The organism is Pseudomonas sp. PME37.24/025 (assembly GCF_055556615.1).
This window is the reverse complement of record NZ_JBVHNK010000003.1, coordinates 176,627-189,230: the sequence shown is the minus strand read 5'-3', so window position 1 is coordinate 189,230 and position 12,604 is coordinate 176,627. Positions and strand designations below refer to the sequence as shown.

Below are 12,604 nucleotides of genomic sequence, written 5' to 3'. Positions count from 1 at the left end.
AATGGAGGTCAGTATGAATGAACCTGTCAGTCCAGGGCCGCGCAACGGCATCTTGTCCCTGACCATCAAGGACAGGGCCGTGCTCTACGCGGCCTACATGCCATTCATCAAGAATGGTGGCCTGTTTATCCCGACCAACAAGAGCTACAAGTTGGGCGATGAGGTCTTCATGTTGCTGCACCTGATGGACGAACCGGAAAAAATTCCGGTCGCCGGCAAGGTCACCTGGATCACCCCCAAAGGTGCCCAGGGCAATCGCGCCGCCGGGGTTGGCGTGCAATTCAACGAAGGCGACAACACCGCGCGCAGTCGAATCGAAACCCATCTGGCCGGAGCCCTGAAGTCCGACCGTCCCACTCATACGATGTAAGTTGCAGTCCTTTTATGCTCGTAGATTCCCATTGTCACCTTGATCGCCTCGACCTCACCGCCCATGACGGCTCCCTGGATGCCGCGCTCGATGCGGCACGTGAGCGCGGGGTAGGGCACTTTCTGTGCATTGGCGTCAGCGCCGATAACGCCGCCGACGTCAAAGCCCTGGCCGAACGTTACGACGATGTCGACTGTTCGGTCGGCGTGCATCCACTCGATGTGCAGCCGGGTGCCGCACCGGCGCTGGATTGGCTGTTGCGCGAACTCAATCATCCGCGGGTGGTGGCGATCGGTGAAACCGGTCTGGATTATCACTACGAGCCGGAAGCGGCAGCGTTGCAGCAGGAATCGTTCCGCTTGCACCTGCAAGCGGCGCAACAGACCGGCAAACCGGTGATCATCCATACCCGTGGCGCGCGGGCCGATACCCTTGAGCTGCTGCGCGAAGCGGCACTGCCTCAGGCGGGCGTGCTGCATTGCTTCACCGAAGACTGGGAGATGGCCAGGGCTGCGTTGGACATGGGGTATTACATTTCCTTGTCCGGTATTGTCACTTTTCGCAATGCCGATGCCCTGCGGGATGTGGCCAGCAAGGTGCCGGCTGACCGGTTGCTGGTGGAAACCGACTCGCCGTACCTGGCGCCGATCCCTTACCGCGGCAAGCCGAACCTGCCGCAATACGTGCGTGAGGTAGCGGAATTTCTGGCAATGTTGAGAGGTGAGTCCTACGAGCGATTTGCCGAGCAGACCACCGATAATTTCAAGCGTTTATTCCCGTTGGCGCACGTCAGGGCATCGGTGTAACGTTAGAAAAGATCGCAGCCTATGGGGTTTTTGGCCGCTGAATCGCAGGCAAAAAAAACCCGGGTTCTGGGGGGTGAATCCGGGTTAAGACCATTAGGAGTAAAACAAAGGCACGCAATCCTTTGGTACCTTCATCGGCGCGACACTTGGGGGAGATGCCTCGCCGACAGTTGAAGTATTGATCAGTATTGCGCCGAGTCCAGTTTAGCTGGTCGGGTTTTTAAACAAATTTGGAATACGCGCGCTTCGGTTGAGTTCTCATCAACCGGCGAGGGTGTGCGAATTCATCAAGAAACACATATATGGTCGGATGATCCGTGCATTTTGGCGTAAGTTAGGCATAATACGCGGCTTCGAATTTTGACCCCTACAGACCTTTTCTTATGCATAAAGAACCTCGTAAGGTCCGTGAGTTTCGTCGCCGCGAGCAAGAAATTCTCGATACCGCGCTCAAGCTGTTCCTCGACCAAGGTGAAGACAGTGTCACCGTCGAGATGATTGCTGATGCCGTCGGTATCGGCAAAGGCACGATCTACAAGCACTTCAAATCCAAGGCGGAGATCTATCTGCGCCTGATGCTCGATTACGAGCGCGATTTGAACGAGCTGTTGCATTCGGCCGATGTCGATAAGGACAAGGAAGCCCTGTCCCGGGCCTACTTCGAATTCCGCATGCGCGATCCGCAACGCTATCGGTTGTTCGATCGCCTGGAAGAAAAGGTGGTCAAGGGCAACCAGGTGCCGGAGATGGTCGAGGAACTGCACAAGATCCGCGCCTCGAACTTCGAACGCCTGACCCTGCTGATCAAGGGCCGGATCAGCGAAGGCAAGCTCGAAGACGTGCCGCCTTACTTCCATTACTGCGCGGCCTGGGCGCTGGTGCACGGCGCCGTGGCGCTGTATCACTCGCCGTTCTGGAGCAACGTGCTGGAAGATCAGGAAGGTTTCTTCCAGTTCCTGATGGACATCGGCGTGCGCATGGGCAACAAGCGCAAGCGCGATACCGACACGCCGAGCAGCTGAACCATTCAGTTGCCTTATTGCGCCATGATTTAGCTACATGGCGCAGTACCGCAGGAATATACTCAGGCATAGGGCTTGCTAAAACTTGATTTGTGAGTCAAGTTTTGCGCGTTCGAATCTTCTTTCGCCGGAGTGATCCATGATCGTTGACCGTCAAGGCAGGCGTTTTCGCAATTTGCGGATCAGTCTGACCTCAGCCTGCAACTACGCTTGTACTTACTGCGTGCCCAACGGTAAGCGCTTGGTGGCTGCGCAGGATGAGTTGTCGGCGGAGGCCATGGCACGCGGTGTGGCCTATCTGATCGAGGCTGCGGGCATCGAGCGTTTGCGCATTACCGGTGGCGAGCCACTGGTCAGTCCCAAACTCGAAGCCTTCATGACCGCCGTCGGGCAGATGGGCCTGGCGGATATCAGCCTGACCACCAATGGTCAGTTGCTGGCGAAGAAGCTGCCGCTACTGGTGGACGCCGGCATTCGGCGCATCAACGTTTCCCTCGATACCCTGGATGCCAGCGCTTTTCGCAGCATTGCGCGCGGCGGCGATCTGGCGACCGTTCTCGACGGCATGGACCAAGCCGCCGCAGCTGGGATAAAGATCAAGGTCAATATGGTGCCGTTGCGTGGGCAGAACCTGGATCAGGTGATGCCGTTGCTCGACTACTGCCTGGAGCGCGGTTACGAGTTGCGCTTCATCGAGTTGATGCGCATGGGCCACCTGGCCAGCGACTCCAACGCCTTCCTGCAGCAGTTCGTCAGCCTTCAGCAGTTGCTGAGCCTGATCGGTGAGCGCTACGAGTACCTTCAGGCCGATGCGCCGGTCGATGCCACGGCGGTGCGCTACCAGATTCCGGGGCTGGGCCACTTCGGCGTGATCGCCAACGAAAGCGTTCCGTTTTGCCGCACCTGTTCGCGTCTACGTTTGTCGTCCACTGGTTGGCTGCATGGCTGCCTGTCGTCGAGCAATCGCCATTATGTCGGTGACCTGCTGGACAAGCCTCGTCATCAGGCGCTGCCGGCGTTGCAACGACTGCTGGTCAAAGCCTTGGGGGACAAGCAGGAAGTGGCGTTCTCCGGTGGCGCGACCATCATGAAAATCATCGGCGGCTGATCGGGCCTTGTGGCGAGGGAGCTTGCTCCCGCTGGGTCGCGAAGCGGCCCCAAAAAAAATCCCCGTTTCGTCAGAATTAGCGCATTCATCGCTCTACGACGGCTACGCCGCCGAACGGGAGCAAGCTCCCTCGCCACAGGTCTGTATTCTCAGCCCGAAAATGCACATGACCTGAGCTGGCTCGGAAGCTGCATCCCATGGCCATTCGCCGGTTTTCCGTCACCGGCCTCTGGAGGGTAGGATGCGTAGCCTGGTTTTGCTGCTGGCCGTTTTGGCGCTTGGTGGCTGCATGAATGTCAGCGATATGGCCGAAGGGACTCGCTACCACATGAGCGACGCGGGCCTGCTGGACCACAGCGACAGCCGTCGGGTGAATAACTTCCGCATTCAGCCGGACTCGTTCATCTACATCGCCCAGGGTGCTTTCGTGCCGCCGGGCAATGCCTACCCGCGTCCTAACGTGGTGGCCGAAGAGGCCTTCAACGGCTTTATCGAATATTTCCCGATGGTCCGTCGCGCCCGAGCGCCGGAAGGCCTCGACGCTGCCATGGGCGAAGCCCGTGCCGCTGGTGCCCATTACCTGCTTTACACGCGTTTCGCCAAAGCCGACGACCGCATCGGCAACTCGGACGAATGGCTCGACCAGGAACACGTGGATCGCCTTGGCATCGACAACGGCGTGATTCAGATCATGTTGATCGAGACCAGCACCCAGTATTTGATTGATACTGCACGTATCAAGAGTCGTGGCGGTTTACTGACGTTCCACGACAACAAGCCAGAAGACTTGCTGGGTCCGCCGCTGGAGCAATACGCTCGTAGCCTGCTGGGGCTCAGCGACCAGTAATTTAAAGGAGAACGCCATGAGTGACCCGCAAAAAGCCAACGATCTGTTGGGGCAAATCCCCAAAACCAAAGGCTTGCCGCCGGTCCACTTGTGGAACCCCGACTTCTGCGGCGATATCGACATGCGCATCGCCCGCGATGGCACCTGGTATTACCTGGGCACGCCGATCGGGCGCAAGCCGATGGTCAAGCTGTTCTCCACCATCATTCGCCGCGATGGCGATGATTACTTTCTGATTACCCCGGTCGAAAAGGTTGGCATCAAGGTCGACGACGCGCCGTTCGTGGCGATTGCCGTGGAGGTCGAAGGCGAGGGTGAAGCCCAGGTCTTGCGCTTTACCACCAACGTCGATGAAACGGCCGATGCCGGCGCCGAGCACCCTATGCGTGTAGTGATCGATCCGGTAACTCAGGAACCCGCGCCGTACGTGCATGTGCGCACCAACCTTGAAGCGCTGATTCACCGCAATGTGTTCTACCAACTGGTGGAGCTGGCGGTGAGTCGTGAAATCGACGGGCAGCGTTGGCTGGGCGTGTGGAGCGGTGGCGAATTCTTCCCTATCGGGCTTGAGCCGTAAGGGGCTGAGCGCTGGAAACGAAACGGCCCGTTATTGCAACGGGCCGTTTTTTTATGGGCTTACAAACCCTTGCTCTTGAGTCGCGCGGCATGTTCAAGGTAGAGCATGACCGGGCTCACGTTCCAACTGTTGATCCCTGCCATCTGATTGACTGCGTCGAAATGGTCCATGGGGTAATCCGAGCGGATCACTTTGCCCAGATGCGAGCTGTATTGACCGACCAGTCCATCGTTGGCGTGCTTCTCTTTATAAAATAATTTCGACAGCACTTTACAGTTCAAATGGGTAGGGTCGAGGAGTTGCAGGCTTTGAAAGTTCTGCACGATCCCGCTCCAGGAGTAGTAATACACGCCGTTTTCAATTTCGTTGCCTTCCCCGCCCCAAACCTTTGGCATCCCTTGCGGGTACTTGCGATTGAAGGCAGCCAATCCTGCGCTGGTCAGCGATTCAAACGCCGCTTGAGGGTCCACGGGATTTTCCGGGTGGCCACTGATCAACGAAATGAAGGTGCCGACTGCGCTTAACAAGGCTAATACGAACGCTTCGGGCAACTCGCCGGGTGTCAGTGCCTTATGCAATTGGTCGGCAATCTCGGAGCCATGATTGGGGCAACTGACAGACGTGACCGAAGCGACTTTTTCCGGGTGCAAGGCTGCTACGTAGCGTGCGGCCAAGGGGCCTTGGCTATGGCCGATCAAATTGACCTTGGCGGCTCCGGTTTCCAGCAAAATGCGGTTGACGTGTTCGAGCAGTTTTTCACCGCGTTCCTCATTACCGTTGACGGTTGGAATATTGACGGCAAACACCTGGGCGCCGGCACGTTCCAGGGCTTCCTCGATTTCGAAGAAGTAGGGATAACCGGCGATTTTATCGAAGCCGAAAAGTCCGTGAACCAACACAATGGGGTATTTCGTAGACGCATCCATGTCCATGTTCATACCTGTCGATAGCGGATTTGAAGGAGCAGATCGCTGAGTGCCCGATCTGTTGCGGCTAACCGTAGTTTACAAAGTGGATGGGATCAAAGCGCTTCGAGCGGGATTCGGACGAACAGCCATGTCCGCATTGGCGGGGCAGCTGAAAATCCAATTGACACCCAATCATATGATGATTAGCGTGGGCACCCATGTGAACGGCTTTGTGTCGTTTGTTTTTTATCACCGGTCGACGAGGTGCCCATGTCCAGCAGTTTTCATGCGTCGACGGTCGACTGGCTGGGGTGCTGGATCGCTGCCGGCCAGGTAAAGCCCGGCGAAACCATCAAGGTCGAAGCCGATCTGGGCGAGCAGCTCGGTGTCAGTCGTACGGTCATTCGCGAAGCCATCAAAACCCTGGTGGCCAAAGGTATGCTCGAAGTCGGGCCGAAGGTCGGCACACGCGTATTGCCGGTGCGGCGCTGGAATCTCTTCGATCCGCAAGTCGTTGGCTGGCTGTCGCGCAGCGGCTTGCCGGAAAACTTCGTCGACGACTTGCTCGACCTACGCCGCACCATCGAACCCATGGCGGTGCGCTGGGCCTGCGAGCGGGCGACGGTGGAACAAGTGCAAGCCGTACTCCAGGCCTATAACGCGCTGGAACGGGCGGTGGACAGCGGCATTGATTACAACCGCGCCGACCAGTTCTTCCATGAGTGCATCCTCGCCGCCAGCCACAATCAGTTCATCGAACAAATGGTCCCGGCCCTTGGCGCGTTGCTGGCAGTGTCTTTCGAAGTGTCTGCCGCCGACCCGGACGAACTGCGCCGAACCTTGCCAATCCACAAAGACATGGCCGACGCCATCGCCGCCCGGGATGCCGCGCGGGGTGTATGGGCCTGCATGACCCTGATCGATAACGCGGACCTGGCGATCAAGCGCTTCTACCCCCAGGTCATGGCCGACAAGAAGGCCAGCTAACCATAAAGAATCCAGTGGGAGCGGGCTGTGTGGCGAGGGGGCTTGCCCCCGTTGGGTCGCGAAGCGGCCCCGGCATTTCAAAGTTAAACCGCATGTAACGAGTTTACGACTGCTTCGCAGCCGAACGGGGGCAAGCCCCCTCGCCACACAGGTTCGCTCTCACATAAAAGCAATAAAAAGGAGGTTTCATGACGTGGACTGCGGTTACCGGACACCGTGCGCAACTCGGCGAAGGCCCGTTCTGGGATGCACCGACCCAGGCGCTGTATTGGGTAGATATCGCCGGTAAACAAGCGCTCAGGCTGATCGGCGCCAATGTGGAAATCTGGCAGATGCCGGAGCACGTGTCCGCATTCATCCCCTGTGAAAGCGGCGATGCCCTGGTGACATTGAGCAGTGGGGTTTATCGGCTGGATCTGGATTCTCCAGGCCTGGAACCTCGGCTGACCTTGTTCTGCGTCGCCGATCCGCAACCCGGCAATCGCCCCAACGAAGCCCGCTGCGATGCCCAGGGCCGGCTCTGGCTGGGCACCATGCAAAACAACATCGGTGAGCAGGGCGAAGATTTGCCCGTCGTGCGCCGCTCGGGGGGCCTGTTTCGCATCGACCGCGATGCTCGGGTCACGCCGCTGCTTCGAGGATTAGGCATTCCCAACACGTTGCTGTGGAGCGACGACGGCACAACTCTGTATTTCGCCGACAGCCTCGACAGCACGCTTTACCGGCATTTCATCCATACCGACGGCAATCTGGACACTGCCTATGTCTGGCTTGGCCCCCATGAACGTGGCGGCCCCGACGGCTCGGCGATGGATGCCGAGGGCTATATATGGAATGCCCGTTGGGACGGCAGTTGTCTGCTCAGGCTGAATCCGGACGGCTATGTGGATCGGGTGATCGAACTGCCGGTCAGCCGTCCCACCAGTTGCGTGTTCGGTGGCGAAGACTTCAAAACCCTGTACATCACCAGCGCCGCAAGCCCGCTCAATCACCCGTTGGACGGCGCGCTGTTATCGATTCGAGTGGATGTGCCCGGAAAAGCTTGTCAGCGGTTTGCTGGATAAATCCCAAAATATGGGACGTAAAATTATATATTGAGATTATTTGGTGGTCGGGTTTATAGTCGGCCCCATCAGTTACACGCACTCACACTTAAAAAAACAAAACAGGTGAAGTGATGCAGCGATATTCCACCGCACTCCCTTACGGAGTCAGTGCTTCAGGCCGCCTCGGCACCCAGGCGTTTTCGCGCCTGCCTGTCTATTCCCAACAGCTTTTTGACCGGACATCGACAGATGCCCGGTTTTCGTCGTGCCTTCGAACAGGAGTGTTGATCCATGGCTGAACCTCTTTCCTTGCCACCGGTGCCCGAACCGCCCAAGGGTGAGCGCCTGAAAAACAAGGTCGTGCTGCTGACCGGCGCCGCTCAAGGTATCGGCGAAGCGATTGTTGCAACCTTCGCCTCTCAGCAGGCCAAGCTGATCATCAGCGACATCCAGGCCGAGAAAGTCGAGAAAGTCGCGGCGCATTGGCGTGAACAAGGCGCAGATGTGGTGGCGATCAAGGCCGATGTGTCGCGCCAGCACGACCTGCACGCCATGGCCAGATTGGCCATCGAACTTCACGGCCGGATCGACGTGCTGGTCAACTGCGCCGGGGTCAACGTGTTCCGCGATCCGCTGCAAATGACCGAGGAAGACTGGCATCGCTGCTTCGCCATCGACCTGGACGGCGCCTGGTATGGCTGCAAAGCCGTGTTGCCGCAAATGATCGAACAGGGCATCGGCAGCATCATCAACATCGCCTCGACCCATTCCACTCACATCATTCCCGGCTGCTTCCCGTACCCGGTGGCCAAACATGGCTTGCTCGGGCTGACCCGCGCCTTGGGCATCGAATACGCACCCAAAGGCATTCGCGTCAACGCTATCGCGCCGGGCTACATCGAAACCCAACTGAACGTCGATTACTGGAACGGTTTTGCCGACCCCCATGCCGAACGTCAGCGCGCTTTCGACCTGCATCCACCGCGGCGCATCGGCCAGCCGATTGAAGTGGCGATGACCGCTGTGTTCCTGGCCAGCGATGAAGCGCCGTTCATTAATGCTTCATGTATCACCATCGATGGTGGGCGCTCGGTCATGTACCACGACTGAATAACTCCGGTTTCAAGCGCGAAACTACGCCTGAAATCCAATCATCATACGATATGACTATTGGCTGCATGCTTCGACCGCTGTATTGGCTTTCAAATAACGCTCAAAAAAAATAACAAGGAGTCAGCTTATGAAACGTCGTCGTGGGATCCGTTCCCTGTGCTGTGCCGCTTTGGCGGTTACCGCGGTCAGCCTGAGCAGTACGTTGTTGGCGGCCGAGGAAGTGAAGATCGGTTTTCTGGTCAAGCAAGCGGAAGAGCCCTGGTTCCAGACCGAATGGGCCTTCGCCGAAAAGGCCGGCAAGGACAAGGGCTTCACCGTCATAAAAATCGCCGTGCCTGATGGCGAGAAAACCCTCTCGGCCATCGACAGCCTGGCGGCCAACGGCGCCAAGGGCTTTGTGATCTGCCCGCCGGACGTCTCCCTCGGCCCGGCCATCATGGCCAAGGCCAAGCTTAACGGTTTGAAAGTGATCGCCGTCGATGACCGTTTCGTCGATGCCGGTGGCAAATTCATGGAGCACGTGCCGTACCTTGGCATGGCAGCCTTCGAAGTCGGCCAGAAGCAGGGCGCCGCCATGGCCGCCGAAGCGAAAAAACGCGGCTGGGACTGGAAAGACACCTACGCGGTGATCAACACCTACAACGAACTCGACACTGGCAAAAAACGCACTGACGGTTCCGCCAAAGCGCTGGAAGACGCCGGTATGCCGAAAGACCACATCCTCTTCTCGGCGCTGAAAACCCTCGACGTACCGGGCAGCATGGACGCCACCAACTCGGCCTTGGTGAAGCTTCCGGGTGCGGCGAAAAACCTGATCATTGGCGGCATGAACGACAACACCGTGCTGGGCGGCGTGCGCGCCACCGAAAGCGCCGGTTTTGCCGCGGCCAACGTGATTGGCATCGGCATCAATGGCACCGATGCCATCGGCGAACTGAAGAAGCCCAACAGCGGCTTTTTCGGCTCGATGCTGCCGAGCCCGCACATCGAGGGCTACAACACCGCGAGCATGATGTACGAGTGGGTCACCACCGGCAAAGAACCGCCGAAATACACCGCGATGGACGACGTTACGCTGATCACGCGTGACAACTTCAAGCAGGAACTGGAAAAGATCGGCCTGTGGAACTGAGGCGCGGTTGATTTCATCGGCAGCCCTGGCGACGGGGCTGCCTGACCGGTGTGATGAGGTGGGTTTATGCACGCACAAGTACAGACAGATCTACAGGGCATTGGCGGCAGCCTGCGCTTCAACGGGATCGGCAAAACCTTTCCCGGGGTGAAGGCGCTGGACGGCATCAGCTTCGTCGCCCATCCGGGGCAGGTTCACGCCTTGATGGGCGAGAACGGTGCCGGTAAATCCACGCTGCTGAAAATCCTTGGCGGTGCTTACACGCCGAGCAGCGGCGATCTGCAGATCGGCGAGCAGACGAGGGTCTTCAAGTCCACCGCCGACAGCATTGGCAGCGGGGTCGCGGTGATCCATCAGGAGTTGCACCTGGTGCCGGAAATGACCGTCGCCGAGAACCTGTTTCTCGGGCATCTGCCGGCGAGTTTCGGCCTGATCAATCGCGGCGTTTTGCGGCAACAGGCATTGGCCTGCCTCAAAGGCCTGGCCGATGAAATCGATCCGCAAGAGAAAGTCGGGCGCTTGTCCCTCGGCCAGCGGCAACTGGTGGAGATCGCCAAGGCGTTATCCCGTGGCGCGCATGTGATTGCGTTCGACGAACCTACCAGCAGCCTGTCGGCGCGGGAAATCGATCGCTTGATGGCGATCATCGGGCGCCTGCGCGACGAAGGCAAAGTGGTGCTTTACGTCTCCCATCGCATGGAAGAAGTGTTCCGCATCTGCAACGCGGTAACGGTGTTCAAGGACGGTCGTTACGTGCGCACCTTCGAAGACATGAGCGCGCTGAGCCATGACCAGTTGGTGACGTGCATGGTCGGTCGCGACATCCAGGACATCTACGATTACCGCAGTCGTCCGCGTGGCGCGGTGGCGCTCAAGGTCGATAGGTTACTGGGGCCAGGCTTGCGTGAGCCGGTGAGTTTCGAGGTGCACAAGGGCGAAATTCTCGGGCTGTTCGGCTTGGTCGGCGCCGGGCGCACCGAGCTGTTCCGGATGCTCAGCGGGTTGACGCGCAACACCGCCGGACGCCTGGAGCTGCGCGGTCGTGAACTGAAATTGCATTCACCCCGCGATGCCATCGCGGCGGGGATTCTGTTGTGTCCCGAGGACCGCAAGAAGGAGGGCATCCTGCCGCTCGCCAGCGTCGCCGAGAACATCAATATCAGCGCTCGCGGCTCTCATTCCACCTTCGGTTGCCTTTTGCGCGGCTTGTGGGAAAAGGACAATGCCGACAAGCAGATCAAGGCGCTGAAGGTGAAAACGCCCAACGCGGCGCAGAAAATCATGTACCTGTCTGGCGGCAATCAGCAGAAGGCGATTCTCGGTCGCTGGCTGTCGATGCCGATGAAAGTCCTGCTGCTCGACGAGCCCACCCGGGGCATCGACATCGGTGCAAAAGCCGAGATCTACCAGATCATCCATAACCTGGCGGCCAGCGGCATCGCGGTGATTGTGGTGTCCAGCGACCTGATGGAAGTCATGGGCATTTCCGACCGCATCCTGGTGCTCTGCGAAGGCGCGATGCGCGGCGAACTGACCCGTGAACAAGCCAATGAATCCAACCTGCTGCAACTGGCGTTGCCACGCCAACGCGCTGCCGACGTGGTGAACTGAGAGGTGACTATGACCATCCAAAACAATGCTTTGCCAACCCCGCGCAAACCTCTGGACTTGCGGCGCTTTCTCGATGACTGGGTGATGCTGCTGGCGGCCGTCGGGATCTTCGTGCTCTGCACCTTGCTGATCGACAACTTCCTGTCGCCGCTGAACATGCGCGGCCTGGGCCTGGCAATTTCCACTACCGGGATTGCCGCGTGCACCATGTTGTATTGCCTGGCATCCGGGCATTTCGATTTGTCGGTGGGCTCGGTGATTGCCTGCGCCGGCGTGGTTGCGGCAGTGGTAATGCGCGACACCGACAGCGTGTTCCTCGGTGTGAGTGCGGCGCTGGTGATGGGGCTGATTGTCGGGCTGATCAACGGGATCGTGATCGCCAAGCTGCGGGTCAATGCGTTGATCACCACGCTGGCGACCATGCAGATCGTTCGTGGCCTGGCTTACATTTTTGCCAACGGCAAAGCGGTGGGCGTTTCGCAGGAACAGTTCTTCGTGTTCGGTAATGGTCAGTTGTTCGGTGTGCCGGTGCCGATTCTGATCACCATCGTTTGCTTCCTGTTTTTCGGCTGGTTGCTGAATTACACCACCTACGGGCGCAACACCATGGCCATCGGCGGCAACCAGGAAGCGGCGTTGCTCGCTGGGGTCAACGTTGACCGGACCAAGATCATCATCTTCGCCGTACACGGTGTGATCGGCGCGTTGGCCGGGGTGATTCTGGCGTCGCGCATGACGTCTGGTCAGCCGATGATTGGCCAGGGTTTCGAGTTGACGGTGATCTCGGCTTGCGTGCTCGGCGGGGTATCGCTGAGTGGCGGGATCGGGATGATTCGGCATGTGATTGCCGGGGTGCTGATTCTGGCGATCATCGAGAATGCGATGAACTTGAAGAATATCGATACGTTTTATCAGTATGTGATTCGTGGTTCGATTTTGCTGCTGGCAGTGGTGATTGACCGGTTGAAACAACGCTGATTTTTCCTTGTGGGAGTGGGCTTTCTGACACATTGAGATTGAATGTGTCGACGCCATCGCGAGCAGGCTCGCTCCCACATTTGATCTTCAGTGAACATA

General features: G+C 58.4%; 13 protein-coding genes. 12 read left to right on the top strand and 1 reads right to left on the bottom strand.

What is annotated here, in order from left to right; all coding sequences use genetic code 11:
- The first annotated feature begins 13 nt into the window (after positions 1-13).
- From ACZ3HH_RS06870 to ACZ3HH_RS06845, 6 genes are all read left to right on the top strand, one after another.
- A complete protein-coding gene (locus ACZ3HH_RS06870) occupies positions 14-370 on the top strand; it encodes a PilZ domain-containing protein (RefSeq protein WP_305502880.1) in 357 nt (118 codons plus the stop codon).
- 14 nt (positions 371-384) lie between these two features.
- Positions 385-1,176 carry a TatD family hydrolase gene (locus ACZ3HH_RS06865; protein WP_465803606.1) on the top strand — a complete coding sequence of 264 codons (792 nt, stop codon included), beginning with the start codon at positions 385-387 and terminating at the stop codon, positions 1,174-1,176.
- A 383-nt stretch (positions 1,177-1,559) separates the two neighbouring features.
- Positions 1,560-2,198 (top strand): TetR/AcrR family transcriptional regulator, encoded by a 639-nt coding sequence (locus tag ACZ3HH_RS06860; RefSeq protein WP_186611511.1) that lies wholly within the window; start codon positions 1,560-1,562, stop codon positions 2,196-2,198.
- A 139-nt stretch (positions 2,199-2,337) separates the two neighbouring features.
- On the top strand, positions 2,338-3,306 hold the full coding sequence (locus ACZ3HH_RS06855) for a GTP 3',8-cyclase MoaA (protein ID WP_465803604.1): 969 nt from the start codon (positions 2,338-2,340) through the stop codon (positions 3,304-3,306).
- A gap of 241 nt (positions 3,307-3,547) precedes the next feature.
- Complete coding sequence (locus ACZ3HH_RS06850) at positions 3,548-4,153, top strand: DUF4823 domain-containing protein (RefSeq protein WP_007903975.1); 606 nt, start codon at positions 3,548-3,550, stop codon at positions 4,151-4,153.
- Between the two features lie 16 nt (positions 4,154-4,169).
- Positions 4,170-4,730, top strand: a complete 561-nt coding sequence (locus ACZ3HH_RS06845; RefSeq protein WP_465803602.1) for a DUF1285 domain-containing protein — start codon at positions 4,170-4,172, stop codon at positions 4,728-4,730.
- 59 nt (positions 4,731-4,789) lie between these two features.
- On the opposite strand, the gene ACZ3HH_RS06840 is transcribed toward ACZ3HH_RS06845, so the two are convergent.
- Entirely contained in the window at positions 4,790-5,662 is an 873-nt protein-coding gene (locus tag ACZ3HH_RS06840; RefSeq protein ID WP_465803600.1) for an esterase/lipase family protein, read from the bottom strand.
- 246 nt (positions 5,663-5,908) lie between these two features.
- Between ACZ3HH_RS06840 and ACZ3HH_RS06835 the strand changes: the two genes are divergently transcribed.
- The 6 genes from ACZ3HH_RS06835 (at position 5,909) to araH (ending at position 12,505) form a co-directional block, all read left to right on the top strand.
- Positions 5,909-6,625 (top strand): FadR/GntR family transcriptional regulator, encoded by a 717-nt coding sequence (locus ACZ3HH_RS06835; protein WP_050683259.1) that lies wholly within the window; start codon positions 5,909-5,911, stop codon positions 6,623-6,625.
- Positions 6,626-6,813: 188 nt separating this feature from the next.
- A complete protein-coding gene (locus tag ACZ3HH_RS06830; RefSeq protein ID WP_465803599.1) occupies positions 6,814-7,689 on the top strand; it encodes an SMP-30/gluconolactonase/LRE family protein in 876 nt (291 codons plus the stop codon).
- Positions 7,690-7,962: 273 nt separating this feature from the next.
- Entirely contained in the window at positions 7,963-8,781 is an 819-nt protein-coding gene (locus ACZ3HH_RS06825; protein WP_465803597.1) for an SDR family oxidoreductase, read from the top strand.
- A gap of 130 nt (positions 8,782-8,911) precedes the next feature.
- Complete coding sequence (locus ACZ3HH_RS06820; RefSeq protein WP_465803595.1) at positions 8,912-9,916, top strand: substrate-binding domain-containing protein; 1,005 nt, start codon at positions 8,912-8,914, stop codon at positions 9,914-9,916.
- 66 nt (positions 9,917-9,982) lie between these two features.
- On the top strand, positions 9,983-11,527 hold the full coding sequence (gene araG / locus ACZ3HH_RS06815) for an L-arabinose ABC transporter ATP-binding protein AraG (protein WP_465803593.1): 1,545 nt from the start codon (positions 9,983-9,985) through the stop codon (positions 11,525-11,527).
- Positions 11,528-11,536: 9 nt separating this feature from the next.
- Positions 11,537-12,505 carry an L-arabinose ABC transporter permease AraH gene (araH, locus tag ACZ3HH_RS06810; protein ID WP_123357792.1) on the top strand — a complete coding sequence of 323 codons (969 nt, stop codon included), beginning with the start codon at positions 11,537-11,539 and terminating at the stop codon, positions 12,503-12,505.
- Positions 12,506-12,604 lie beyond the last annotated feature (99 nt).